The organism is Pseudoalteromonas sp. Xi13 (assembly GCF_003952205.1).
Taxonomy (GTDB): Bacteria; Pseudomonadota; Gammaproteobacteria; order Enterobacterales; family Alteromonadaceae; genus Pseudoalteromonas; species Pseudoalteromonas atlantica.
The window spans coordinates 913,200-939,787 of the sequence record NZ_CP034439.1 but is presented as its reverse complement, the minus strand read 5'-3'; the positions used below and the strand labels follow the sequence as shown (position 1 = coordinate 939,787).

At 41.0% G+C, this 26,588-nt stretch carries 19 protein-coding genes; 6 read left to right on the top strand and 13 right to left on the bottom strand.

Annotated elements, in window-relative coordinates; translation table 11 throughout:
* Nucleotides 1-144 precede the first annotated feature (144 nt).
* From EJ103_RS04230 to EJ103_RS04220, 3 genes are all read right to left on the bottom strand, one after another.
* Entirely contained in the window at nt 145-1,374 is a 1,230-nt protein-coding gene (locus tag EJ103_RS04230) for an ammonium transporter (protein WP_004587161.1), read from the bottom strand.
* Between the two features lie 12 nt (nt 1,375-1,386).
* On the bottom strand, nt 1,387-1,725 hold the full coding sequence (locus EJ103_RS04225) for a P-II family nitrogen regulator (protein ID WP_004587162.1): 339 nt from the start codon (nt 1,723-1,725) through the stop codon (nt 1,387-1,389).
* Between the two features lie 221 nt (nt 1,726-1,946).
* Nucleotides 1,947-3,167, bottom strand: a complete 1,221-nt coding sequence (locus EJ103_RS04220; RefSeq protein WP_096042119.1) for a response regulator — start codon at nt 3,165-3,167, stop codon at nt 1,947-1,949.
* Nucleotides 3,168-3,504: 337 nt separating this feature from the next.
* On the opposite strand from EJ103_RS04220, the gene EJ103_RS04215 reads away from it, so the two are divergent.
* On the top strand, nt 3,505-5,022 hold the full coding sequence (locus EJ103_RS04215; protein WP_126006216.1) for a carboxypeptidase: 1,518 nt from the start codon (nt 3,505-3,507) through the stop codon (nt 5,020-5,022).
* 24 nt (nt 5,023-5,046) lie between these two features.
* Here the strand turns inward: EJ103_RS04215 and EJ103_RS04210 are convergent, their stop codons facing one another.
* From EJ103_RS04210 to EJ103_RS04200, 3 genes are all read right to left on the bottom strand, one after another.
* Entirely contained in the window at nt 5,047-7,293 is a 2,247-nt protein-coding gene (locus EJ103_RS04210; RefSeq protein WP_126006214.1) for an ATP-binding protein, read from the bottom strand.
* Nucleotides 7,280-8,050: a phosphate/phosphite/phosphonate ABC transporter substrate-binding protein gene (locus EJ103_RS04205; RefSeq protein WP_241232294.1), complete on the bottom strand. Its 771-nt coding sequence runs from the start codon at nt 8,048-8,050 to the stop codon at nt 7,280-7,282. Before EJ103_RS04205 ends, EJ103_RS04210 begins: the two co-directional genes overlap by 14 nt.
* Before the next feature lie 202 nt (nt 8,051-8,252).
* Entirely contained in the window at nt 8,253-9,773 is a 1,521-nt protein-coding gene (locus EJ103_RS04200; RefSeq protein ID WP_024034312.1) for a CYTH and CHAD domain-containing protein, read from the bottom strand.
* A 215-nt stretch (nt 9,774-9,988) separates the two neighbouring features.
* Here EJ103_RS04200 and EJ103_RS04195 point away from each other — a divergent pair, with 215 nt between their 5' ends.
* Nucleotides 9,989-10,594 carry a TIGR04211 family SH3 domain-containing protein gene (locus tag EJ103_RS04195; RefSeq protein ID WP_024034313.1) on the top strand — a complete coding sequence of 202 codons (606 nt, stop codon included), beginning with the start codon at nt 9,989-9,991 and terminating at the stop codon, nt 10,592-10,594.
* A gap of 112 nt (nt 10,595-10,706) precedes the next feature.
* On the opposite strand, the gene EJ103_RS04190 is transcribed toward EJ103_RS04195, so the two are convergent.
* Nucleotides 10,707-11,189: a winged helix-turn-helix transcriptional regulator gene (locus EJ103_RS04190; RefSeq protein WP_004587169.1), complete on the bottom strand. Its 483-nt coding sequence runs from the start codon at nt 11,187-11,189 to the stop codon at nt 10,707-10,709.
* 207 nt (nt 11,190-11,396) lie between these two features.
* Between EJ103_RS04190 and putA the strand changes: the two genes are divergently transcribed.
* Together putA and EJ103_RS04180 are read left to right on the top strand one after the other, a co-directional pair.
* A complete protein-coding gene (gene putA, locus EJ103_RS04185; RefSeq protein WP_126006210.1) occupies nt 11,397-15,200 on the top strand; it encodes a bifunctional proline dehydrogenase/L-glutamate gamma-semialdehyde dehydrogenase PutA in 3,804 nt (1,267 codons plus the stop codon).
* A 119-nt stretch (nt 15,201-15,319) separates the two neighbouring features.
* Complete coding sequence (locus tag EJ103_RS04180; protein ID WP_126006208.1) at nt 15,320-16,513, top strand: HD-GYP domain-containing protein; 1,194 nt, start codon at nt 15,320-15,322, stop codon at nt 16,511-16,513.
* A gap of 49 nt (nt 16,514-16,562) precedes the next feature.
* On the opposite strand, the gene EJ103_RS04175 is transcribed toward EJ103_RS04180, so the two are convergent.
* The 6 genes from EJ103_RS04175 to EJ103_RS04150 form a co-directional block, all read right to left on the bottom strand.
* A complete protein-coding gene (locus EJ103_RS04175) occupies nt 16,563-17,645 on the bottom strand; it encodes a general secretion pathway protein GspB (RefSeq protein WP_126006205.1) in 1,083 nt (360 codons plus the stop codon).
* Nucleotides 17,646-17,656: 11 nt separating this feature from the next.
* Nucleotides 17,657-18,574, bottom strand: coding sequence for an AAA family ATPase (locus EJ103_RS04170; RefSeq protein ID WP_024034318.1), 918 nt, complete (start codon nt 18,572-18,574; stop codon nt 17,657-17,659).
* A gap of 175 nt (nt 18,575-18,749) precedes the next feature.
* Complete coding sequence (locus tag EJ103_RS04165) at nt 18,750-19,268, bottom strand: DUF1566 domain-containing protein (RefSeq protein ID WP_054983192.1); 519 nt, start codon at nt 19,266-19,268, stop codon at nt 18,750-18,752.
* Between the two features lie 9 nt (nt 19,269-19,277).
* The gene (locus EJ103_RS04160; RefSeq protein ID WP_126006203.1) at nt 19,278-20,933 is read right to left on the bottom strand and encodes a DUF1566 domain-containing protein; all 1,656 of its coding nucleotides are present in this window, start codon (nt 20,931-20,933) and stop codon (nt 19,278-19,280) included.
* Between the two features lie 151 nt (nt 20,934-21,084).
* Nucleotides 21,085-21,417 (bottom strand): hypothetical protein, encoded by a 333-nt coding sequence (locus EJ103_RS04155; RefSeq protein WP_024034321.1) that lies wholly within the window; start codon nt 21,415-21,417, stop codon nt 21,085-21,087.
* Nucleotides 21,418-21,437: 20 nt separating this feature from the next.
* Nucleotides 21,438-22,142: a DUF2982 domain-containing protein gene (locus EJ103_RS04150; protein WP_004587177.1), complete on the bottom strand. Its 705-nt coding sequence runs from the start codon at nt 22,140-22,142 to the stop codon at nt 21,438-21,440.
* Between the two features lie 246 nt (nt 22,143-22,388).
* On the opposite strand from EJ103_RS04150, the gene EJ103_RS04145 reads away from it, so the two are divergent.
* Together EJ103_RS04145 and EJ103_RS04140 are read left to right on the top strand one after the other, a co-directional pair.
* Complete coding sequence (locus EJ103_RS04145) at nt 22,389-23,441, top strand: efflux RND transporter periplasmic adaptor subunit (protein WP_126006201.1); 1,053 nt, start codon at nt 22,389-22,391, stop codon at nt 23,439-23,441.
* A 3-nt stretch (nt 23,442-23,444) separates the two neighbouring features.
* A complete protein-coding gene (locus tag EJ103_RS04140; RefSeq protein WP_004587179.1) occupies nt 23,445-26,552 on the top strand; it encodes an efflux RND transporter permease subunit in 3,108 nt (1,035 codons plus the stop codon).
* The last annotated feature ends 36 nt before the right edge of the window (nt 26,553-26,588 follow it).

The window sequence follows — 26,588 nt, the reverse complement described above, 5'->3', positions numbered from 1 at the left end:
TGTAATTTATTCCAAGGTTTATTCACGAGTGTGAGCTTAGCATATTGGGTATAGCCTAACACCTGAAAAGTTAACCTTCCCTGAAACGAAAAAAAGCCCTACCAAGGTAGGGCTTTGTGAACACAATGATTAATCTATTTAATATTAGTTACTGCGAACAGATACAAACTCAGGATAAGCATCAACACCGCAATCGTGTTGGTCCATACCGCTTAGCTCTTCTTCTTCGGTTACGCGAATACCCATAGTTTGCTTTAAAATAGCCCACACAATAAATGAAGCTACAAAAACAAAGGCTAAAATAGTCACTAAACCAATAAGCTGTGTTACAAAGTTTGCATCGCCGTTAGATACAGGCACTAACATAATACCTAACGCGCCACATACACCGTGAACAGAGATAGCACCAACTGGGTCATCAATCTTCGCTTTATCTAGAGCTACAATGCTAAATACAACCAGTGAGCCACCTAAAATACCTAGTAAACACGCCATTAATGGAGATGGTGAAAGTGGGTCTGCTGTAATAACCACTAAACCTGCTAATGCACCGTTTAGTACCATAGTTAAATCAGCTTTACCCCACAACACTTTACATACAAACAGTGCAGCAATTGCACCCATTGCCGCTGCGGCATTGGTGTTAAGTAAAATTTGACCTACAGCTGTTGCATTTTCTTTATCTGAAAGAAGTAATTGCGAACCACCGTTAAAACCAAACCAACCCATCCATAAAATAAACGTACCTAATGTAGCAAGTGGTAGGTTAGAACCTGGAATTGGGTAAATTTCACCATTTTTACCGTATTTACCTTTACGAGCGCCAAGTAAAATTACACCTGCTAAAGCAGCTGCAGCACCAGCACCGTGAACAATGGCAGAGCCTGCAAAATCTACAAAGCCCATTTCTGATAAGAAACCGCCGCCCCATGTCCAGTAACCTTCCATTGGGTAAATAAAGCCAGTTAAAACAACTGCAAATGCTAAGAAAGCAAATAACTTCATACGTTCAGCCACGGCACCCGATACAATCGACATAGCCGTTGCAACAAATACTACTTGGAAGAAAAAGTCAGATTCTAAAGAGTGGTCAGCATCGGCCGCTTGCGTGCCAATTAATGCGCCAATTGAAGGGATGATGCCGCCTTCAGCGTTGTCTACATACATGATGTTGTAGCCAACCAATAAAAACATGGTACATGCGATAGAATACAGCGCCACGTTTTTAGTTAAAATTTCAGTGGTGTTTTTAGAGCGAACTAAACCCGCTTCTAACATGGCAAAACCTGCTGCCATCCACATTACTAATATACCCGACACCAGAAAATAAAAGGTGTCGAGTGAAAATTTGAGTTCTACAATTGTGTTTTCCATTAATCAGCCCCCTTAAATTGCTTCTTCATCAAGTTCGCCCGTACGAATACGCACAATTTGATCTAAGTCGTACACGAAAATTTTACCGTCACCAATTTTGCCTGTTGATGCAATTTTGGTAATTGCTTCAACTACGCGTTGGCAATTTTCAGTACGAGTAGCAATTTCAAGTTTGATCTTTGGAATAAAATCTACCTGATACTCTGCTCCACGATACAGCTCTGTATGGCCTCGTTGACGTCCAAAACCTTTAACATCAACTACGGTCATCCCTTCAATACCTAAATCAGCGAGCGCTTCACGCACATCATCTAATTTAAATGGTTTTATGATTGCACTAATCATTTTCATAGTGGCCCCCTCGGACGCTTTATTGTTATCCTGTTGGCTTACATAATCCAACCTTTGTGCCACTATTAAAAAACATTTAATATCAATAAGATAATCATGAATAGTAAATTAAAAACAAAAAAAACGCACCATCAAGGTGCGCTTTTTTAACAACTTAGCTACATTGGTGCATCTCCAAAAGTGACGCCCTACTAGCTTGTAATTAATGTTATTTTTTATATCTACACAACACAGTTTCGGCCATTGTTTTTGGCTTCATAAAGGGCAGCATCAGCGATGCGCATGGCTTGTGTTAAATCAGTACTTTGAAAATCAGCCACACCAATACTAATGGTGATAGAAAACGGTTTTTCATCGATTAAAAACTCATGCTTAGCGAGTTTTTTTCTAAAGCCTTCTAAGTACTCTCGCCCACGCGCCGTGTCTATATCATCTAATATAATGGCAAACTCTTCGCCGCCCACCCGCGCAACAATAAACTTAGAAAACGTAGTTTTAATTAATGTGGCTACCTGCTTTAGTGCCTGATCGCCCGCTTCGTGGCCTAAGGTGTCATTAATGTTTTTAAAAAAATCTATATCGAGTAATGCAAGCGTGTTTTGCTGTTGTTTTTTTAATAGTTGCTCTGCATATTGGTAAAAATAACGGCGGTTATACATACCTGTTAAATAGTCTCTGTAAGCACTTTCTTTAATATCCGCAATCAGTGACAACTGCTCCATTGTTTGCATAACACGACAATGAAACTCTTCATTCATAAATGGCTTTGTTAAAAAGTCGTTGGCACCGTATTTAATAAACCGAGCCGATAACCCATGTTTACCTGCCCCCGAAAGCCCGATAATGGCCAAATCATCGCGACCTCTAAAATTACGCACCGCTTTAACCAGTTCAAAGCCATCCATTAATGGCATCGCATAATCGGTCATGAGCAATTTTATATTAGGGTTACTTTTTATTATTTCGAGTGCTTGCTGACCATCTTGCGCATCGGTTACATCAAATAATTGCTTTTCTAACATTTGCTTCATTAAGGAGCGGCTTAGCATTGAATCATCAGCAACCAACGCCTTACAGCCTTGATTTCTCAGAAGCTGAGCTACTAACTTGATAGCGTAATGGTATGAATCGCGATTGTCTTTTATTACGTAATCAATAACACCAAGCTCTAGCATTTGTTGGCGCTTATATTCATCAATTTTTGAGGTAAGTACCACAGTAGGAATGGCGTGTGAAAGTGTGAATTTAGCGACCTCGCCATTAGGTGCATCGGGCAAAGTTAAATCAACTAAAGCCAGCGAGTATTTATGTTTCTCAATATAGTCTTGGCATTCATTTAATGACCAGGCAAAATCGACAGCGACATCTAAATATTGAGCCGATAAGTGGCGTAGCACCTGCTGCACTACTTTACTGTCTTCAACCACTAATACTCTTTGCATAAACTTCTCTTTAATCTTGTTATTTTACGTACTTAAACTTGCACTAAAGCGACAAGTTATGAAAAACATCCAATAAAGTTCTGTTTATGTAGCCAGTAAGTAGGCTAAGTCCATTAATCTAAGCGCAAGGCGTGTATTTAATTTAAATACAAAGTCGACCAAATATACTTGATTTTTTAGCTAAGCTAAACACGCTAAGATAAATTATCCCTAAATAAACAATGTCGGCGTGTATAAGCTTAGGCTTAACCAGTATTATCGACCATTAATCTCAATACTTTTGTTATTTGTGTGTTTTTTATTTTAAATAGCACCTAAACAAAAATAAGGAACGACAATGAAGCTTGTCCAATTAACTCGTTACACCTTAGCGCTTGCCATCGTATTGCTTAGCAGTACTGCAACAGCAGAAAACCAACGAAAAATAGACATTGATAGCCACGTAGTCACTAAGCATAAAGCTAAAATTAATGGTGAACGCTTTAGCTACACAGTTAAAACAGGCACTCAGCCGGTGTGGAATGATAATGGCGATGCCATTGCCACATTACAATATACCTATTACACACGAGATAAAGTCGATAACACCGCAGCTCGCCCATTACTGATATCGTTTAATGGCGGGCCTGGCTCTGCATCTGTATGGATGCACTTAGCTTATACTGGCCCACGCGTATTAAAAATTGATGACGAAGGCTACCCCATTCAGCCTTATGGCGTAAAAGATAACCCCTACTCAGTATTAGATGTAGCAGATATTGTTTATGTAAATCCGGTAAATACAGGTTATTCACGCGTAGTAGAAAACGCCAAAGGTGAAATGCTTTCGAAAGAGCAACAAAAAGAGCACTTTTTTGGTGTGAATGCCGACATAAAATACTTAGCTGAATGGCTAAATACCTTTGTTAACCGAAACGAGCGCTGGCGCTCACCTAAGTTTTTAATTGGAGAAAGCTACGGCACTACTCGTGTATCAGGCCTTGCCCATGAACTACAAAACAGTCAATGGATGTACATTAATGGGGTGGTATTAGTATCGCCGACCGATATTGGTATAAAACGCGACGGCCCTATAAAAGCGGCTAATCGCTTACCTTATTTTGCTGCAACTGCGTGGTATCACAAAGCACTGAATAAAAACTTGCAAGAAAAAGATCTCAATGAACTTTTACCCGAAGTAGAACAGTTCACTATTAATGAGCTTATTCCTGCCCTCGCTAAAGGTGGCTTTATCGATGCCGATAAAAAACGCCAAATAATAAAGAAAATGGCCGAATATGCAGGCCTTTCAGAGCAGTTTGTAGCGCAAAACAACTTAGATATTCCCACTCGATTTTTTTGGAAAGAACTTTTACGTGAGCGCGGACAAACTGTCGGACGTCTAGATTCGCGCTATTTAGGTATTGATAAACGCGATGCTGGCGAATCACCTGATTACTGGGCTGAGCTTACCTCTTGGCTGCACTCATTTACGCCTGCAATTAACTATTACCTGCGTGAAGAGCTCAACTATAAAACGGATGTTAAATACAACTTATTTGGCAATGTTCACCCATGGGATCGCAGTAAAAATAATACCGGCGAAAACTTACGTTTAGCGATGGCGCAAAACCCGTATTTAAACGTCATGATTCAAGCGGGTTACTACGATGGCGCAACAAATTACTTTGATGCTAAATACACGTTATGGCAGCTTGACCCAAGTGGAAAAATGAAAGACAGGTTAAGCTTTAAAGGGTACCGCAGCGGCCATATGATGTACCTACGACATGAAGATCTTAAGCTTTCAAATAACGATTTACGCGACTTCATTTTAAGCTCCCTACCCGCTAAAGGGCAGGCCGCTAAATATTAATTAAAAGGGCCATTACATGAGGCATTAAGAAGATGCCTCATGTTTATTACAGTACACTTTTAACTGTGTAACCACTTCATTAAATCCTGTTTGTAGTGCAAATAATAACGCTTCATCGACCTTATTTTGCGCGGCTAAGCTTTCTATCTGCTGGCAGGTATCACTTAACTTTAACGCTGCAACCGATTTAGCAGATGACTTTAAACCATGCGCCTGAAAAGATAAATCGGCATAATTTAAACTATGTGTATATGCTTCAATTAATTTAACTTGCTCATAAGCGGTCTGTAAAAACGCCTGAAAGACTAAACAATGTACATGCGTATCTTTTCCTAACATCGAAAACAATAAAGGCATATCTAATTGACTGTACATAGAGCTTGCTTGCGCTGTTATTTGCAGCGGCTGTGTATGCGAAGGAACAATGCCTTGCGAGTGTTTCATTAACAGTGCTTTTAGGCTTTCAAGCTCTATCGGTTTAGTTAAAAAACCGTTCATCCCAGCGCTGTAACAATCCTGTATGTTTTTTTCCATTATATTGGCAGTAACAGCAATAATTATTAGCTCATTGAACTGTGTGTTTTTTCGGATTTTTTTAGCCAATTCAAGGCCATTTAACAACGGCATTTGAATATCGGTAAGTAGCATATCAAAACACTTATCTTGGAGCATTTGCCAGGCCTGTTCACCATTATTTGCAAACGTTGAATTAACGCCAAGCATGGTCAGTTGCTGCTTTAAAACCTGCTGATTAGTCAGTTGATCTTCTGCCACCAGCACATTTAATACTGGGAGTTTACCTGTGGCTGAGTTTGCGGGCTCACTGCTGGGGTGATTTATCGGTTCATCAGCTTGTATAGTCGTTAAAGCGCTTTCTTTAAAACTATTAAAGCTAATGGTAAAACACGCGCCTTTATTTATTTGGCTATTTACTTGTAGCTGCCCTTGCATACGCTCTACAAGCTCTTTAGTAATAACTAAACCTATGCCTGTACCATGTGTTTTACTGGTCTCTGCCCCTAGTCTATCAAAGGGTTTAAAAAGCCTTAAAATATCATCTTCTGAAAAACCGCACCCTGTATCTTCAATATCAATATTACAGCGGCTTGAATCAGCAATCTCGCAGCGTATATCTATTTTACCTCGCACTTTGTTATATTTTATTGCGTTGGAAAGTAAATTAAGCAGTACCTGTTTAAAACGGCGCTTATCTACATATAAGTAAATACCTTCAAGGGAGTCAATATTGTGAGTATTTATAGTAACAAGCTCAACTCTGGCAAGTTCGCTCACCATTTCAATACTATGCTGTAGCATGTCTTTCACGGGGGCATATTTAAAATTAAACTGCATATTCCCCGATTCAATAGAAGTTAAATCTAGCACGTCGTTTATTAGTAAAAGTAAATGCTCACCAGCTTGGTAAATACTTTGCGCATTGTCTTTGTGTACCTCGGTTGCTTTACTGTCATATTGATAAAGCTGAGCTAACCCTAAAATAGCATTTAACGGCGTTCTAAGCTCATGGCTCATACTCGCCATAAAGTCAGACTTAGCCTTACTGGCCGACTCGGCTTGAATTCTCAGCGCGTTTACTTTTTGATGATTAGTAGCAACCTCACCGGCCATTTTATTAAATGCATTTATGACGCTGCCAATCTCATTTTTTTGCTGAACGCTAACGTGGCAATCAAAGTTCCCTTTAGCCAGTTTAGAAAAGGCGACTTCGAGCGCCCGTAAAGGGCTGGTAATTCTATAATCGACCAACCAAGCTAAGCCAATAAAAAACACCACAAGTATAAAAAACTGTATATAAATTAATGTGTAATGTAGCTTGGCCGCTTCGTTTATTTCGTCTTCAAAATTAACGACTAACGTTGTTTCAGCCAAAGGTTTATCTAAAAAAGTAATATGCTCATTTAACGTAACATTGCCCTGCTGCGCTAACAGCTGCCACTCATCTAATGGATATAACTGATTACCTGTAGTCGGCTCTACTACCCTAATTGCTTTCCAATTAGGGTTTGTATTAAGTTGCGCGTCTATTTGCTCATACAGCTGTGCGTATTGACGCGTTAATAAAGGGGTTTTTATTGATGTGGATAGTTGCTGTAAAGAGCGCTGCGCTGCGCTAGAAAGGCCATCGTTTACCCACCTAGCTTGCTCTGGCAAAGCGTAAAAAATAAATAAGCATATTAATAAAAAGCCAAATGCCATTACCGCAATAAAGCTTTGAACCCTTAGGCTGCGCCACCAGTTAATTTTCAACATAAAACGAGCGTAAACCCCATTGCGTTAATTGTTTATAATCGTCAATGCTTGCTTTACTTGGGTTAATAATAGGAATACCCGCTAGTAAGTGTTTTTGTTTAGGGTCGCTCCCTATTTCTATAATTGCTTGTTGAACTTGCGCTTGTACCTGATTATTTACTCTAGGGTGAACCACAATGGGGTGGCGGCTAACCTTCCGCGTTTTGTAAATAACTTTTAGCTTTTGCTTCAAATTTTGAGGCTGTTGCTTTAATGTGCCCATTACCCCGCCGCCGGCAGGCGTTGCGTTAAGTGCCACGTTTAAATAAACAGATGAGTGCGTTTGTACATACACAGGCTCTATTGTTAAGCCATACAATAGGGCAAGCTCCGCCCGCATTAATAAAGAAGCGCCTAATGCATTAGGCGCAGGAAAAGCAATTTCGGCGCCTTCAAGCTGCTTAACGGATTCAATATTACTGTTTTTATTGACCACTAATACGCCTTGCAAATGGCGCGCAGCATCTTTCACTATCGGTAAATAGCCTTGCTTATCGTAAGCAATCACACTATGCCATGGGTTCATATAAGCAAAATCGTAATCGCCATCTGCAAACCCTTGCTCAAAAACCGGGATTGATTCCACGGTAACAAGCTTTAGTTGCACGCCTGTTTTTTCGGTTACTTTATTAAGAAAGGGCTGCCATATTGCAGTGAGTTTTTGAGGCTCATATTGCGGAACTACACCAAAAGTAAAGGTTTGAGCATAGACACCCATACTATTGAATAAAAAAAGCAAAACAACACTACACTTCATATTAGTCTTACCGCTGCAGGTTTATGACTATAAGCATAGTTAACGAGTGACTAACGCACCATTTTTATTACGTAGAAATTAAGAGGTTATTTAATTTAGGAGGTTTAAGAACGTTTCAACAAAAAGATTAAAGCAGGTGCCCATACACACCTGCTTAAATATATTACTGCCAGTATGGCTCTATATCAAAAGACGCTAAACGGCTTTGCTCCATTGCACTGACTAAGTAATCTGACTTTTGATCTAGCCACTGTTGAATTTTAGCCAACTGCTCGTCTTCTTGCCCGCCACAAAGCTGCTTTAAATATTCCAGCGTGCTGAGCTCGTACATACCATGAGAAATATCCAGCCACGGCAGTCTAAATTCTAAGCGCTCTTCTTTGTCAAACAATGACCCTAAGCAATTACCGCTTAATAAGCTGTTTTCTAATTGGGTGCGTAAGCTTAAATAATCTTGTGCTGTAAGCGTTTGCTCTTTAGGAAGTAGCTTATCTAAATTTTGCCAATCTTTATTAAATAAACGTTTAGCAATTTTAGCTACTGGCTGCTCTGCCGCTTGTAGCTGAGTTTGCCCCCAAAACTTACGCCATTGTTTATCTACCAACCAGGTAGTTAACGACAGCAATAAACGGTTGTATCGCGCGCTTTGAAACAAAGCATTAATATCATCAATGCTTGGCTGTAGCTCTTTTAAATCGTTAATAACTTGCGCTAATGCAGGCGCTGCATTTATTTTTTTATAAAATGCATGGCGTTTAGATGTATAAGTTTTTAGCTGAATTGCATTTTCAACCCAGGCTAATTCACTTAACAGCCACTTTAACTCTGTTCTTAATTGCTCAGTACTGTCTTTACTTACAATATCGTCAAACAACCAAAAATTATGCCTAATTAAGCTAATGCCATCAGTCACACGTTTGAGCGTTTTTAAACTTGGTTTGTCAAAGTAACACTGCTCATGCTTTTGCACAAAACGAATACCAAAGTTCATGGCCTCTATTAGTGCTTGCTCTTGAGTTGCTTGTTTTTTTAATTTTACAAACCCAATAGACTTACTTGGTTTAAGCGGTGTTTCATCGGCTAGTCGGTAGCCTCTAGCTGCTTTTGAATAAAGCCCTAAACGAATACAGTTTTGGCTAACAAGTTTATCTGCCAAAGCAAATAGCTCGTCTCTGTTGCCCTCAACAAGCTCTATTTCTAGCTCGCTAATAATATCAACCTTACCTGATGCAGCTATTTCGCCTTTATCTAGCACGACTTCAATTTTTGCGCCATTTGGGGTTTCTATTAACCAAGTACGACGAATAAAGTTAGTGCTAAAAATAGGATATAAATTATCGCTAATAGCATTTACTTGCATACCATGAGGCCAAATAGCATTATTAAATGCTAATAAATCAGGACGGCTTGATTCAATGGGTAAGTTGTATTCAGGACGTTGGTGTAGCCCACCCACAACTTCGCCAGCAAGCTTTATTGTTTGTTCGCATTTACTGTCGGCACAGCGGGTTCTAAAACCTATATCAAGGGCTCTTAGCTCTCTACTTGGGGTATCGTAATAGGCATTTTGCAAACTACGTGAAGGTTTATTAATAACCGTTTTAGCAAATTGTGTGATTAGCGAGGGGATCAGTGGAACAACGGCATCTGATACCAAAAACTTCAGTTCTATCTCAGTATCCATTAGGCTTGAGGATTACCTTTAAAATAAATAAGTGCTCAAAATAAACAAAGCCACCTCATTTTGCAAATTTTTTAACCTTTTTGGCTGAGCAACACCCGCACTGGGTTACAATATCAACCTTGCTATTAACGCGTTTAATCCATACTATCTCACTACTTATGTGAAAATCTCAATCACAACCACAACGGACACGGATAGACTAACAAGGTAGATAAATGCTAAAACACTGTTTACTAGGGCTACTTTTAACAGCCACCTCGTTTATAAGCCAAGCACAAGAAGCTCAAACAGCCAATTCATCAGATGCAAATTCAGCTTATATAATCGATAATCTATATACCTTTATGCGCTCTGGCGCAGGTAAAAACTACCGCTTACTTGGCTCTGTAGATGCGGGTACTAAATTAACCGTGCTATCAAAAGAAGAAAACGGCTTTATAAAAATAAAAGACGATAAAGACCGTGAAGGTTGGGTTGAGTCTAAATTTATATCGCAAACGCCAGGGCTTCATCAGCAGTATCAAACACTCAGTAGCGAGATGAGCACAGTGCAAAACAAACTACGCCAAGCACAAGTTGAGCTACCTCAGTTACAAGAACATAATCAAAGCTTAACTAATCAAAACAAATTGCTTAATCAACAAATTACTGAGCTGCAAACAACACTTGAGCAAGAACGTGCTCAAAAACAAGCAGCCACTGCAAAAGAAAAACGCCAATTACTTACTTATGGTGGCGCTATTGCTTTTATAGGTTTGTTTTTAGGTATTATACTTACCGTTGTACTTTCGCGCCGTAAGCGCTACGAAGGGTGGGCTTAATTAACCTAAACCTTGGTTAACTAAGTTTAATAGCCGCTGGCTAATCATTAAAAAAGCACCCTTAGGTGCTTTTTTAATGTGTGTGTAATGTATTGCAATAAGCATTTGGTTTTTAAACATCCAAACGTAAACCAGGATCCTGCTTAATTTTTTCTATTACCATGTAAGTATGGTGAGTACCTACGCCCGGAATATCGACCAAGTCTCCTAGCACCTGTCGATACTCATCCATATCCGAGACCCTAATTTTTAGCAGGTAGTCGTACCCTCCCGCTACCATATCGCACTCTACAACTTGCTCAATTTTAAGTATATGCTCTTTAAATACTTTAAAAACAGCCGTGTTAGATGTCACCAGCGATACTTGCACATGCGCTACTAAGCTCTGATTCAGCTTTTGTTCGCTAAGCTTTGCAAAGTACCCTTCTATATAGCCTTCTTGCTCTAAACGTTTTACACGGTCAAGGCATGGACTAGGACTTAAATTAACCTGTTTTGCTAGGTTAACATTAGAAATTCTGCCGTTCTTTTGAAGAACGTCTAATATTGCTAAATCGATACGATCAAGCAGGCGTAATCTATTTGGACTTGTCATACAGAATTTTATACGGATAAGTTGAAAATATGCCCTGTAAATTATCGTAAATCGTGAAATTTAACCAGCATATTCTGCTGAAATTTAATTAGAATGCACGCATTACATCACTGGTAATTTATTGGTAGCAAAGTTGCTTTAGCTCAACAGCCCAAGCACATAAGTTTTGTTCTACTATTTACATATTAACATTCCTAAGGGTTGCTTATGTTATTCAATGGCGATTTGACAACAACCTGTCCTACAAGACAGAAAATTCGTGATTTTTACCGCATTGATGAAAATGCTGTTATTGATCATATTTTACCACTTGCAGAAGTGGGTGTTAAAGCACGAAGCCGTGCATGGGAAAGAGCTCGCCAGATTGTTTTAAACATTCGAAAAGATCAAGACGGTCAAAGCGGTGTAGACGCACTTTTAAATGAATTCTCACTCTCTAGTGAGGAAGGTGTAGTGTTAATGTGTTTGGCCGAAGCCCTACTTCGCGTACCAGACAAAGCCACGCAAGATACGTTAATTCGTGACAAGCTTGCTAAAGGTGATTGGAGTTCTCATTTAGGAAGCAGCGATTCTTTATTCGTTAATGCTTCTTCGTGGGGATTATTAGTAACCGGTAAAATGGTTAACTACACAGATAAAACCAAAGAACAGCAATTTGGCATGCTTAAAAAGACCATAGGTCGTTTAGGCGAGCCTGTGATTCGCAAGTCTGTAAACTTTGCCATGAAAATTATGGGTAAGCAGTTCGTTATGGGTCGCACCATTGACGAAGCCATTGAACGCGCTGCTGAAAAAGAGCAAAAAGGCTACGTTTACTCATACGACATGCTAGGCGAAGGCGCGCGCACAATGAAAGATGCCAAGCGTTACTTCGACAGCTACATGAACGCAATCCATGCAATTGGTAAAGCGGCAAATGGCCGTGGCCCAGTTAAAAGCCCTGGTATTTCAGTTAAACTTTCTGCTATTCATCCACGTTATGAATTCACGCATAAAGACCGCGTAATGGCCGAAATTGTACCTAAACTGAAAGAGCTCGCGCTTGCTGCTAAAAAATACGACATTGGCTTTACAGTTGATGCAGAAGAAGCTGACCGCTTAGATATTTCGTTAGATGTTATAGAAGCGGTATTTAGCGATGAAGATTTAGGTAACTGGCAAGGTTTTGGTTTAGCCGTACAAGCATACCAAAAGCGCGCTATTTTTGTTATTGAATGGGTAACTGAACTTGCTACTCGTGTAGGCCGCAAAATGATGGTTCGCCTTGTAAAAGGTGCCTACTGGGATACAGAAATTAAAACCACGCAACAAGGTGGTTTAGAGCACTACCCAGTATTTACGCGTAAAGCAACTACCGATGTATCTTACAAAGCCTGTGCGATTAGAATGCTAGAAGCACGCGATGTACTGTACCCGCAATTTGCAACACACAACGCTTACACTGCTGCCACTATTTTAGAAGTTGCTAAAGGCGATAACACCGGATTTGAATTCCAGCGTTTACACGGTATGGGCGAATCTTTATTTGACCAAATCGTAAATGAAGAAAAAATTCAATGCCGTGTTTATGCACCCGTTGGCCAGCACGAAGACCTACTTGCCTACTTAGTACGTCGTTTACTTGAAAATGGCGCTAACTCATCGTTTGTAAACGCCATTGTAGATACCACTAAACCAGTTGAGTCGCTATTACCTGATCCAGTAGAAACACTGCAAGGTTTACGTAATAAGTACAATACGCAAATTAAAATGCCAATCGACTTATACGGCGACGAACGTGCTAACTCTAAAGGCATGGACTTAACCGATATTAATGTAATTACGCCATTCAAAGAAAACCTTGAAAGCTGGTTTAACGAGCATTTAATTGATCAAAGCCAAGTACCTGAAGGCGCATTAGCGATTAAAAACCCAGCTAATCACAACGAAATCATCGGCCACGTTAAACTGCAATCTGGCGATGAGATGAAAGACATTTTGGCCAATGCAGAAGCGGCGTTTGAGTCATGGTCACAAACATCTGTAAAAGAGCGTGCTAATTTATTACGCCGCGTGGCAGATATTTTAGAGCGTCACCACGATGAGCTCGTCGCTATTTGTATTAAAGAAGCCGGTAAAATTGCGCAAGATGGTATTGACGAAGTACGTGAAGCCGTTGATTTTTGTCGTTACTACGCGGCACGTGCAGAAGAACTTGCAAGCGATGAGCGCTTTGAAGCACGCGGTGTAATTTTATGTATTAGCCCGTGGAACTTCCCGCTTGCTATTTTCTTAGGTCAGGTGGCCGCTGCCATTGTGACTGGTAATACTGTTATTGCAAAACCTGCAGAGCAAACAAGCTTAATTGCACTTCGCGCTATTGAGCTAATGCTTTCGGTTGGCTTACCAGAGCATGTAGTACAGCCGGTGATTGCCCGCGGTTCTGAGGTAGGTAAAACAATTGTACCTGATGAGCGTATTCAGGCTGTTATGTTTACCGGTTCTACAGAAACAGGCACACTGATTTCACAAACACTGGCTGCGCGTAACGATATTCAAGTACCGCTAATTGCAGAAACCGGTGGCCAAAACTGTATGATTGTGGACTCAACAGCGCTGCCAGAGCAAGTTGTTGATGATGTAATAAGCTCAGGTTTCCAAAGTGCAGGTCAGCGTTGTTCAGCACTGCGTGTATTATTTATACAAGAAGATGTAGCCGATGGCATTATAGAAATGCTTAAAGGCGCACTCGCCGAGCTGCATATTGGCGACCCGTCATTACTTTCTACCGATGTAGGCCCAGTAATTGATGAAAAAGCCCTTAAAACGCTAAATGATCATGTTGAATACTTAAAAGGTAATGCAACACTTCATTACGAATGTAAGATCCCTGATAACACCGAAAATGGCGCCTACTTTTTTGCCCCTCGTTTATACGAAATCGAAGATTTATCAGTACTTAAACGTGAAGTATTTGGTCCATGTGTGCACATTGTTCGCTTTAAAGCGAATGATATCGACAACGTGATTGACCAAATTAACAACACAGGTTACGGCTTAACAATGGGTGTTCATTCACGTATTGAAGAGCGTTGTGAGTACCTAGCTAAAATGTCGCGTGCGGGTAACGTATATATAAACCGCAACATGATTGGTGCCATTGTAGGTGTGCAACCGTTTGGTGGCCGTGGTTTATCTGGTACTGGCCCTAAAGCCGGTGGCCCTAACTACCTGCAGCGTTTAGTAAAAGAGAAAGCATCACCTGATAACGTGCAAATGACTAACCTAACGCCAGATGAGCTTGATTTACACCATTACAGCGGTGCAAACGAGCAAGTTGAAAAGCTGATGGCTAACTCAATGCGCGATGAGAAAATTTGGCGTGCAACACCGCTAAATGACCGTGTATCGGCTGTTCGTCAGTTGCTTGCTAAAGTAGCAACGGTCGAAATTATTGATGACCTAGCGGACGATTTGGCATTAACGCTTTCAGAAGCGCGTGCACAACTTAACCGTTTAGAAAAACACATGCGTAAGTTTACCACTTTGCCTGGGCCTACTGGTGAATCAAACACCTTGCACCTTGAAGCACGTGGTTGTGTAGTATGTTATGCAGATAAAAGCACGTCATTTAACTTTTGGGCGCTTTCAATCATCACAGCACTTGCTGCAGGTAATACAGTAATTACGGTCGCATCAGAGCTATTTTACGATGAAGCGGTAGCCTTTAAAGATAAGTTTATTGCCACAGGCGTTGCTGAGGGCGTGTTCCAGGTTGCAAAACCTAATCAGCTACAAGCTATTTTGGCTCACCCTCACTTAGCGGGTGCGGTGGTTGCTGCACGTTCATCTCGTTTAGGTTACTTCAGCCAACAACTTGCACAGCGTAAAGGCGCTATTTTGCCAGTAATTACTTCAGAGTATTACGATACGTTAATTAAGCGCTTAATTACTGAAAAAACGATCAGTATAGATACTACCGCATCTGGTGGTAATACTTCACTGATGACCCTAGTAGAAGATGACGAATAGCCCATCTAGTACTAATTAACTAAAAATGTAAAAAAAAGGCACTTAAAAGTGCCTTTTTTTTATATTGAAACGTATAATGATGCTAATTTAAACAAAGACCCATTACAGAAGCAAAAAAATTGAAAGTTATCTCTATTTCGCAATTACAGCTTGGCATGTTTGTTCAAAGTGTTACAAAACAAACTGGGCGCATTAAAATTAAAAACCAAGGCTGGGTTAAAACTCAGGCGAGTATCGATAAGCTTAAAAAAGCGGGCATTTTAGAAATAGAGATAGATCCAGATAAAACATTAACTACACCCGAGCCCGACACCCAAGCCCCAGCGCCTAAGACTGAGATTAAAAAACGCGACCCTTGGCTTAAAGTTCATAGTAGCGAACAAGAAATGGGCAAAGCTAAAAAGCTCTACGACGAAGCTAAAACACTTCAACAAAAGGCCTTTGGCGATATAAAAGCGGGTAGAGATATAGACATAGCGCCTTTTAAAGAACTTGCCAGTGGCTTTATGGACTCTATTTTTAGAAACCAAGATGCCCTAGCCTGCTTAACGCAAATGCGCCAAAAAGATGCTTACTTATTAGAGCACTCTATCAACGTTTCTATTTTAATGGGTATTTTTGCAAAGCACTTAGGCATAGAGCGCGACATTATTGTAGAGCTCACTACAGGTGCTTTGTTACATGACATAGGAAAAATTAAAATTCCTGATAAAGTGCTCAATAAACCGGGTCGCTTTAGTGATGACGAATTTAAAATTATGCAAAACCATGCTCTGTATTCTAAGCAAATTTTAGAAGAAGCGGGGTTAACGGGCATTGCTGTAGATATTGCTGGCCTACACCATGAGCGCTTAGACGGAAAAGGCTATCCGTTTGCCAAAAAAGGCGATGAGATAAGCCAATACGTACGTATGGCGTCAATTGTAGATGTATATGATGCACTCACGGCAGAGCGGGTATATAAAGCAGGTATGGAGCCTATAAAAGCGTTTAAAATTTTAAAAGATGGTTGCCCTGATAGCTTTGATGGTGAGCTACTTACTAAGTTTATCCAATGTATTGGCATTCACCCAGTAGGCACCTTAGTGCGCTTATCTAGCCAAAAAGTAGGCTTAGTTACACAGAGTAACCCTGAAACGCCTTTAAAGCCGGTGGTTAAAACATTTTATAGTGCTAAACACGGTCGCTACACGGAAATGCAAGATATAAACTTGGCAAATAAAAAAACAGCTGACAAGCTCGAATCAACTGTTAAGCCGACCGACTACAACATTGATTTAGAGCGCTTTTACAAAAACGCTATTTTACCTTGAGTTAAAAAGTAAAGCCTCAGTTTTGCGGCTTTACTTTATTAGCTGCGCTTTATTGCGGCCAATCCTGCAAAGCTTTAATACTGAATTCATAACCATCAAAATCAAGTACACTTTGCTCTGGGGTAATTTCGCGCACTGTTAGTGCCCCTATGCTCTCCCCTTCGTGTAGCTCTCTCCCATTAAGCTTTATCCAGCGTTTATCTGCACTTGAAGAGTATATATGTGCTTGGTATTTAATGCTTGGCAGCATGGCTTGTAAGCCATCTGGTAATAGCTCAACCGGTTTAACTCGAGATGAACTGCGTGAGGCCTGGGTTACTTCGTAATCTTGTTCTTGCTCCGAGTCTTTTATCGCTTGCGCAAAGGCATCTTTTAATTTACTCGGTACAGCATCAAGCTCCGGACTACTTTGCGGCGCTTGCGTGCTTGGGGTATTTTCACCATTCAGTGGTTTTCCAAGCACTTTATACTTGCTCATATCTAAACCTGCTGAGCTTGTATTTTGTGTTTGTGGCTGCATAAAGTGCGTGTTTTGGCCGTGTGCATTATAAGCAAGTGGATTATAGCTTTGCGTATTAGGTAGCTGTGCATTGTAAGTTTGCTGATTAAACGCATTTTGATTATACCCGTTAGCATTTATAGGGGGTTGCACATTGTAACCTGGTTGCTGCTGCGCCAGATTATCATTAATAGGGATATACTGCCCCTGTGGGGTAAGCAACATTTTTTGTACCCCGGTAGGTGTTTGTACATACACCAACTGCCCTTCAATCGTTGCTTTATTACTATTTTTTTCAGCCTCTGAAGAAGGTGATGTTACAGGCTTTTCGGCTTTATTTTGCGCTGTAGTTGGCTCATCTGTTACTGCTTGTTTTTGCTTTTTGCTATCAGTGCTAACAACATCAACCGTCTGGGTTGCGTTTAATAGTGCGCTGCTTTGAAACCACTTACCTGCTGTAAAGCCACCCGCTATAGCAATAAATGCTGCAATTGCGCCGCCAAGTAGCCACACCATTTTTTTATAGCGCGTAAGTGCTTGCTGCTGTTTTAACTGCGCTGACTGCAAATCATATTGCTCGGCGCTCATATCTGCTTGTTGAGATTGCTTTAATGCATCTAATAAATAAGACATAAATTACCTAACTATATAATAAACGACATGCCAACACCTACTGCGAACAAAGCAGCAAATGCTAAGTAATAATAAACACGGCCAGTGGATTTAGGTGCATTATTCTGCGCAGCCACAAAGTCCATAGGCAGTGATTCTTGGGCTGATTGTTTTATAATATCACTATCAACAATAAGCTGCTGCTTAGAAAAAGCCCCGACTAACGCGCGCTCACAGACTAAATTCATTAAGCGTGGAATGCCGCCAGTTAACTGATGTACAGCTTGCATCGCATCGAGCGAAAACACGCCTTTATCACACCCGGCAATATGTAAACGATGCTTTATATACGCAACTGTTTGCCCTTGGGTGAGCGGTAATAAATGATACCGTGCTGTAATTCGCTGAGCTAACTGCCTAAGCTCAGTACGTTTTAATAATGCCTGAAGCTCTGGTTGGCCCACTAAGACTATTTGTAACAGTTTTTTATGATCAGTTTCTATGTTAGTTAATAGTCGTAATTGCTCAAGCACATCGGGGGCAAGGAGCTGCGCTTCATCAATAATTAAAATTGTGTGCCCGCCCGCTTTGTTATTAGCCTCTAAGTGCTGCTTAATAATGTCGGTTAAACTTTTAAGGGTGGCATTTTGGGCATCGTAAGTAATGTTTAGCTCATCACAAATACTGGCCAAAAGCTCAAGCTCCGACAGCGCCGGATTATGGATCATTGCAACTTGAGTGTTCTCTGGCAGTTGCTCTAACATACTGCGGGTAATGGTGGTTTTGCCTGTTCCCACTTCGCCGGTTAGCAATACAAACCCGCCATCTTCGCCTAATCCATAGGTTAAGTGGGCAAGTGCCTCTTTGTGGCGTTCGCTTAAAAATAAATAATGGGGGTTGGGCGAGATCGAAAATGGCTTTTCGCTCAAGCCAAAGTAGCTTAAATACACCGCAATGTTCCTTCGTCATTAAAACTCGGCCTATAATGGCAAAAAAAACGACAAAGTAACAACGTTGTATGCGCTTTATTATTGAAATAACGTAAATTTATGTAAAACAAAAAAGCGCCGCTAAATTTAGCGGCGCTTTTGTATTAAAGCTAAGTGCTTGGCTATTTTATTTTACTTAGTTTTCGTAACGCACTAAACGTAAATACACGTCACTGGTTTTAGCATGTAAGCTATTAAGCCCGCTATCAAACTGGTAAACCCATGCTGAGCTCATCGTGCTTACCCCTGAGGTATTACTCCAGTAGTTTTGCAATTTAGTGCCTAAAAACACCTCTTCGTTAATACTTGGCTCGGTGCAGCTGTGCTCTAAAATACTGGCAAGCTCTTTAATATTAGGCACCTGCCAATCGTCGTAATCGGCAGTGGTGTCGTTTTCTGCGCCTCTAAGTGCTTCTTGCCAATTAAGTGACGGAGAAGAGCCTGTACATGTTTCAGTGTCGCTATCGTAAACTTGTCCGTAGCTACAACGTTGCCACATTAGGCCTGTTTCTGTATCTAACACTGTGCCATCGTCATTAAGGGTGAAGCGTGTGGTTGGTGTTGTTGTATCCGCCCCGTCGTAACACGTTTGCGCTGCGGCTAGTTGAAAGCTTGCGCTAAATACAGCCATTGAAAATAGTAAGCATGTTTTCATGATTTTCTCCTATCGGCTTCTGACTAAACGTACATACGCGTACTTTTCTTTCGGGTAGGCTAAGTCATTCCCGTTGCTCATATCAATAATGTACGCTTGCGATAAGCTGGTACCATCGGCTGCAGTTTGCGATGTCCAGTACGGTAAATTCACATCATCTATAGCGCCTGCTTCTGGCATATTTGGAAAAAACGCTTCATCAATTAATACGTTTTCGCCCTGCTTGCCATAATCTATTAAGCTCAACAGCTCAGTGTAAGTTGGTAAGCGCCAATTGGTACCGCCGCAAAAATCTAAGTCGTTCACTTCATTTATATAGGTTTGCACACCACAGCTTGTATCATCTGGGCAGGTGGTATTAGCGGTACTGGTATCGGTAAAGGTTGTCGTGCCTAAATCCCAAAAGTAATGATTTTGGCCATCGCGTAAGGTGGTATTAGGTAATGTACCTGATTCTACACTTTTCACTTCCCATACAAGCCCCGTTACGTTGTCGCGTATACAAGTAAAGTCGTCACTATCATCAGCTACTTCATCAGCAAACTGATTTAGCTTAGTGTAGTCAAACGCAAGGTTACCTTGGCCTGCTTTATCGAGTTGGTTGGCAAAGCTGTCTCGTCCAAGCTCTGCATCTTGACCCGGAAAGTCACTACTTTGGCAATTGATACGCTGCGTATTGTTATAACACTCGCCTAGGCCACTGTCGTTAATTAACCCTAATGCTTTTGGTGATACGTCAATAAATACGGTATCGGTGTCAGTGCGCCCTTTAGAATCAGTAACAGTGACTTCAAAGCTCAATGTGGTATCTAAATCAACGTCGGAGGCAAAAAATGTCGTGGTACATTGGCTAGTATTTGCCAGCGTTTCGGCATTGCCCGTTAATTGTTGCCAGCTACATGAAAACGTATCTGTTAGGGTGTCACTTTCACTTGCATCTAAGGTCACTTCCTCAAATTCTTCAACGTTTTGGTCATCTCCGGCATTGGCCACAACCAGCTCGTCTGTTTTATTTAATGTCATACTGTATTCAGTACTTGCCTCGCCGCCCTCGTCGTCGGTAACGCTTAATTGCCATATTAAATTAGTATTTGATTCAAGCAGCGGGTGGCTAAAACTTACCGTAGAGTTGTCAAAGTCGGTTACATCTAAATCAGGGCCTGAAATTAATTGCCACTGATAGCTATTAATTTGGCCATTTTCATCAGGGTCGCTCGACTCTTCAGCACTTAACGTTACGGTGTCGTTATAGGTTGAAGGTAGTGTTTCTGGGGCTGTTTGACTAACAACAGCAAGCGGTAATTGATTACTTGAGGTAATAAATATGCTCACGTTGTCACTAACTAAGCTGCCATTATCTGTTTGATAGCTTACAGATAGTACAAGTTCACTATCGGCTTTAACATCGGGCGCAGTAATTGTTTGCTCTGCACCTTCAAGCGGGAAGCCGTCCACAGATGGCCCGCTAACGCGCTGCCAAGTAAAGGTACCGTCGGCTGGTGAGCCTTGTGCGGTGATTGTAAACTCTGTTTTTTCTACAACCTGAAGATCGGTTCCGGCATTAACCGAGGTTTCAACAGCAGAGTCATCACTACCGCTGCCTCCACCGCCACAGGCAGCCAATAAAAAACAAGATATAAGGGGAGTAAAAGCAAACGCTTTCATAAAACGCACCTATAATGTCAAATAATTACTATAGTGTAATCACTAGCAATAAAGGTGCCATTTAGAGTTATACCAATTCGCTTAATTAAGTGAACCATTTTGAGGCTGGAAAACGTGTCGCAAAATGATTAAGCATTATTGCGGATTGGTATTACATATACGTATCTTGATGAATACGCACAAACAGCTTAGTGCCTATTTTTGAGTAATCTACTTTGTATTCACGCCCATCAAGCGCCTGAATAAACAACAGCTGTTTTTCTTCGCCAAAAATATCAGCGCTACTTACATTAACAATTTCAAGGTAACGCTCTTTGGCATCACGCCGGTTTTTAGGTAGGTCCTCTTTAAATGGCTCCAAACCATTTTGAGTTACCTTTATACGTGGGTGCTGCTCTGCATTTACAATGACTAGATCAAGCTTTTTATCTTTATGGATGATGGTATTGCGACCACTCTTTATAAAAGATCTTTCTTGGCTCATTATTTTTCCTACTATCGCATTTAGTGTCCAACTTGCGATGCTATAAACCGTTCAGGTGCGCGTTTCCATTTATTTAAATCGGCACTGAACGACCAAATGTCTGTCTCTAATACACTTGCGGGTAACAGTAAATTATATCCCGTTAACAACTCAAGGTGCTTGGCTCTGTTAGCAAACATAGCTATAAGTCCAGTATAGCTAAATCCTTTAGGTGAGGTGTATTGTGTCTCTTCTATTAACCATTCTGATGGGCAATTGCCATTTTTGCAATGTTTTTGAACAGCTTGCATAAATAAATTACGCTGCTCTATCAGTAGTTTTCCGGCAATGCGTGGGTGTATAGCGCTTAAAAATTCGTCCATATCATTGAGTTTTAAACCTACTGCGTTTAATTCAAGGTGTTCAAGGCCGTCAGCCACCTTAGGAATACCGCTGTGATGTAAGTTACTAACATGTAATTGCCACTGGCCATACTTATGCTGATACACAAGTAAGGACTCACTAAGCACTAAACTGTAATAAGGTTCCTGTGTTTTTAAAAAACCAATAAAAATAGCAGCTATGCACATGCTTACTAAAAAAATTTCTATTAAGCTAATTTCACCCGGGCGCAGTAAATTAAACAGCATAATAAATACCAAACCTACGCTGCCTACAGTAAGTACTTCAATGCCATTGCGCGCCCCTTGCGCCCTGTATTTTATTATTGAACTTGGCTTACCCATATTGGTAAAAAGCCATATAAAATAAAAACATAACAATACCCCAAAGTATTATTTTTCTCATTGTTAAACAGGTTTTACACTGCGGTGGTTGCTTCATCGTTTTATCATAATTTTAGTGTTAAATGGGAACAAGTAATTAGTCTCATAAATTTTTACGCCTAACGCACAAATTTATGAGACACATAACCGCCTTTTCACGGTCTTATTTCGTACAATACTTACAATTTATTTTCAGGTATGAAAACGATGTATTCAAAACAGTCAGGTAAAGCTCTTTTTCCATTTTTAATTACGCTTCTTGTTATTTTAAGTGTGTACTTATATTTGCCATCTAGCCATGGTGAACAATCTAATTCAAGTGATACACCCACACAGGTAATGGCTCATACGGTATCATCTCAAGAAAACACCGTTATGATTGAAGCCATAGGCAGTGCACGCGCAAACCAAGCAATTTATATAAAAAGCGCACAAAGCGATTATGTTACACACATATATTTTGAAGATGGCGACTTAGTAAGTAAAGGCCAACGCCTTGTGCAGCTGCAAAATCAGCAAGAACAATACGCTGTAAAAGAGCTAGGCATTAATTTAAAAGAAGAAAAACGTCAGTTAAGCCGCCTTACTGAGCTTTCTCGTACGCAATCTACCGCTAAATCATTATTAGAAGAGCAGCTTTCTCGCGTAGATGCCACGCAAGCCCAACTAGAAAGCGCTAAAACCAAACTTGATGAAATGCTAATTACCGCGCCGTTTTCTGGCTTATTAGGCAAACGAGAAGTGTCGGTTGGTGCTTATGTAAGTAGCGATACAATTATTACAACGCTTGATGATATTAGTATTATAAAAGTTGACTTTAAAGTCCCTGAAAAATATTTATCTCAACTTAACCTAGGCATGAAAGTACATACTCAAAACGATGCCTACCCAGGGCGCACTTTTACCGGCAAAGTGACCCATATTAGTTCTCGTATCGACTCGATTACTCGCAGTGTAGAAGTAACCGCAAGCTTTGCTAATAAATCCGGGTTATTACGCCCTGGTATGCTTTTAAACACCGCTTTGGAGCTTAGTAGTAATCAGGCGCTTATGGTGCCAGAAAAAGCCGTGATCCCACTGCAAGATAAACATTTTGTATACCAAGTTAAAGATGGTATTGCCAACAAGGTAGAAGTGCATGTTGCTGGCAGAAATAACGGCTGGGTAGCGATTGATGAAGGCCTTAGCGATGGCGAGCAAGTGATTACCGAAGGCATTATTAAAATTCGCCCTGGTAGCAAAGTAAGTGTTGAGGGTTAATCGGTGAAAATTACAGATACGAGTGTTAAACGCCCTGTTTTTGCCATAGTAATTAACTTACTACTGCTAACATTTGGCTTGGTGGCTTTTTCGATGCTACCACTTAGAGAATACCCTGATATTGAAACCCCTATTGTCAGTATTAGTACTGACTACACTGGTGCTTCGGCAGAAATAGTCGAGACAAAAATAACGCAAATATTAGAAAACCGGATATCGGGTATTGAAGGCATTAAAAGTATTAATTCTTCAAGCAGAAATGGGCGCTCTAATATCGTTATTGAGTTTGATATAAGCCGTGATATTGACGCAGCCTCAAACGATGTACGAGAGCGAGTTGCTCGCGCACTAGACAACCTACCAGAGCAAGTGCGCCCACCAGAGGTGTCTAAGTCAAACAGCGACGAGAGTCCTATTGCTTGGTTTGTACTTAACAGTGAAACCATGAACTCGCTGCAATTGAGCGATTATGCACAGCGCTTTATTGTCGACCGATTAGCCGTTGTAGATGGCGTTTCAAATGTACGTATTGGTGGTGAGCGCCAATACGCCATGAAAATTTGGCTAAACCGCCAAGCCATGGCTGCTCGTGGGATCACTTCAAGTGATATCGAAAACACCCTACGCAGTGAAAACGTAGAGCTACCAGCAGGTGAAATTGAATCTATCGACCGCGATTTTACCGTACGTACAGCGCGTAGCTATAAAGACCAACGTGATTTTCAAAACTTAGTTATTAAACGCGGTGAAGACGGCTACCTTGTACGTTTAGGTGAAGTTGCCGATGTACATTTAGAAGCCGCCGACGATGAAAGCCTGTTCCGTGGTAACGGCCGTAACATGATTGGCCTTGGCATAGTAAAGCAAGCTAAAGCAAACACCTTAACAGTGGTAGACAACGCCCGCAGTGAACTTGAAAAAATAAAACGTAATTTGCCAGAGGGCACCACTATTCAAGACAGCTACGATTCGTCTATTTTTATTAAAGAGTCAATCAACGAAGTATATAGCACGCTTGCCATTTCTATGGGATTAGTGGTGTTAATAATATTTATCTTTTTAGGTAATATTCGCGCTACGCTTATCCCCGCCGTTACTGTGCCTGTAGCACTTGTTGGCAGCTTTATGTTTTTACTTGCCATGGGTTATTCAATCAACTTATTAACCTTACTTGCGCTGGTATTAGCGATTGGTTTGGTCGTAGATGACGCCATTGTAATGCTTGAAAATATTCACCGTCGGATTGAGCTTGGCGAGCCACCTTTATTAGCGGCCTTTAGAGGTGCCCGCGAAGTAGGCTTTGCAATTATTGCGACAACGCTTGTGCTAATTTCGGTGTTTGTACCTTTAGTATTTATGGATGGACGAATTGGCGCTTTGTTTACAGAGTTTGCAATGGCTGTAAGTGCCGCGGTGTTTTTCTCTAGTATTACTGCCCTTACCCTCTCGCCGGCGCTGTGCTCTAAAGTTTTAAAAGCGTCAGAAAAAGAAAGTAAATTTAGCCAATGGATGGATCGCGTTTTTAGCAAAGTTGAAAACAGTTACCGCCAATCGCTTACCTCAAATATGACCAAAAAATGGGGCTTAATGATAAGCCTAGTACTTGCTGGTTTTGTTAGCTACTCGTTGTTTTTACAAGTGCCCTCTGAGCTTACGCCAAAAGAAGACCGCGGTACCTTTTTTATTATGATGAGCGGCCCTGAAGGCGCAAGTTATGAAAATAACGCAGCCAACATGGCCAAAATAGAAGAGCGCCTGCTTCCTTACTCAGAAGCTGGCGAATTAAGCCGTGTTTTAGTACGCGTACCGGGCTGGGGCGGCAGTGGCGGTGTTGCTATCGTTGGCATGGCCGATTGGGATAAGCGCAAGCGCTCTACCTGGGAAGTTATGGACGAAATAAGCGCCAAAATGACCGAAGTAACAGACGTACGTGCCTTTGCTATTATGCGCCGTGGTATTGGCGGTGGTGGCTCTTCTCGCCCCATTGAGTTTGTACTACAAGGTAACGATTACGAGCAACTTGCTGATTGGCGCGACCGCATTATAGAGCGCGCAGAAAAAAATCCAGGCTTGGTAAGAATCGATCACGACTATAAAGAAACCTTTCCACAATTTTTAGTCAGCATAGATAAAAACAAAGCCGCCGATTTAGGTGTGTCAGTATCAGATGTAGGCACCACGCTAGAAACCATGTTAGGACAGCGCCGTGTTACCACCTTTATTGACCGTGGTGAAGAATACGATGTAATTTTAAAAGGCACTAAACAAGACTTTACAAACCCTACTGATATTTCAAATATTTACCTTAAATCACGCAGTGGTGAACTGGTCCCGCTAGATAGCCTTATAAGCTTAAAAGAAGAGGCCACAGCATCGCGCTTAAACCGTTATAACCGAATGCGCGCCATCACACTAAGCGCTAATCTTGCGGACGGTTATACACTTGAACAAGCACTTAACTTTTTAAACAAAGTAGCTGCAGAAGAAAACGACATTGACGGCGCTGTAGATTATAAAGGTGAATCACAATTATATTACGAAGGCGCATCGGCCATGACCTATGTATTTGTGCTTGCCCTAACTGTGACCTTTTTAGTTTTAGCTGCGCAATTTGAAAGCTTTATGCACCCGTTTGTCATTATGCTAACAGTACCACTTGGCCTAATGGGCGCTATGTTTGGCCTATGGGCAACGGGCTTAACGCTTAATATTTATAGCCAAATTGGTATTGTAATGCTGATAGGTTTAAGCGCTAAAAATGGTATTTTAATAGTCGAATTTACCAACCAACTGCGTGATAAAGGCGTAGAATTTAGCGAGGCTATTTTGCAAGCGGCCACTCAGCGCCTGCGCCCAATAATAATGACCTCTCTGACTACGGTAATGAGCGCAGTGCCTTTAGTATTGGCATCAGGCCCAGGCGCAGAGAGCCGCATGGTAATTGGTGTGGTGGTATTTACAGGGGTTATTGTATCAACATTGCTAACGCTTTATGTTGTGCCTGCGGCGTATTATGCCCTAGCCCGCAACACACAGTCGCCAGAGTTTTTACAGCAAAAATTAAATAAGCAAGCCGACTCTCACCCGCTAAAAGACAGCGAAGAAATTTAACTGAGCTTACACTGCGCCGTAACTTGCTGTTACGGC

What these genes read in the sequence shown, in the direction of transcription:
- EJ103_RS04230 (WP_004587161.1), bottom strand. Translation starts at nt 1,374, where the DNA reads ATGGAAAACACAATTGTAGAACTCAAATTTTCACTCGACACCTTTTAT.
- EJ103_RS04225 (WP_004587162.1), bottom strand. Translation starts at nt 1,725, where the DNA reads ATGAAAATGATTAGTGCAATCATAAAACCATTTAAATTAGATGATGTG.
- EJ103_RS04220 (WP_096042119.1), bottom strand. Translation starts at nt 3,167, where the DNA reads ATGCAAAGAGTATTAGTGGTTGAAGACAGTAAAGTAGTGCAGCAGGTG.
- EJ103_RS04215 (WP_126006216.1), top strand. Translation starts at nt 3,505, where the DNA reads ATGAAGCTTGTCCAATTAACTCGTTACACCTTAGCGCTTGCCATCGTA.
- EJ103_RS04210 (WP_126006214.1), bottom strand. Translation starts at nt 7,293, where the DNA reads ATGTTGAAAATTAACTGGTGGCGCAGCCTAAGGGTTCAAAGCTTTATT.
- EJ103_RS04205 (WP_241232294.1), bottom strand. Translation starts at nt 8,050, where the DNA reads ATGGGTGTCTATGCTCAAACCTTTACTTTTGGTGTAGTTCCGCAATAT.
- EJ103_RS04200 (WP_024034312.1), bottom strand. Translation starts at nt 9,773, where the DNA reads ATGGATACTGAGATAGAACTGAAGTTTTTGGTATCAGATGCCGTTGTT.
- EJ103_RS04195 (WP_024034313.1), top strand. Translation starts at nt 9,989, where the DNA reads ATGCTAAAACACTGTTTACTAGGGCTACTTTTAACAGCCACCTCGTTT.
- EJ103_RS04190 (WP_004587169.1), bottom strand. Translation starts at nt 11,189, where the DNA reads ATGACAAGTCCAAATAGATTACGCCTGCTTGATCGTATCGATTTAGCA.
- putA (WP_126006210.1), top strand. Translation starts at nt 11,397, where the DNA reads ATGTTATTCAATGGCGATTTGACAACAACCTGTCCTACAAGACAGAAA.
- EJ103_RS04175 (WP_126006205.1), bottom strand. Translation starts at nt 17,645, where the DNA reads ATGTCTTATTTATTAGATGCATTAAAGCAATCTCAACAAGCAGATATG.
- EJ103_RS04165 (WP_054983192.1), bottom strand. Translation starts at nt 19,268, where the DNA reads ATGAAAACATGCTTACTATTTTCAATGGCTGTATTTAGCGCAAGCTTT.
- EJ103_RS04160 (WP_126006203.1), bottom strand. Translation starts at nt 20,933, where the DNA reads ATGAAAGCGTTTGCTTTTACTCCCCTTATATCTTGTTTTTTATTGGCT.
- EJ103_RS04155 (WP_024034321.1), bottom strand. Translation starts at nt 21,417, where the DNA reads ATGAGCCAAGAAAGATCTTTTATAAAGAGTGGTCGCAATACCATCATC.
- EJ103_RS04150 (WP_004587177.1), bottom strand. Translation starts at nt 22,142, where the DNA reads ATGGGTAAGCCAAGTTCAATAATAAAATACAGGGCGCAAGGGGCGCGC.
- EJ103_RS04145 (WP_126006201.1), top strand. Translation starts at nt 22,389, where the DNA reads ATGTATTCAAAACAGTCAGGTAAAGCTCTTTTTCCATTTTTAATTACG.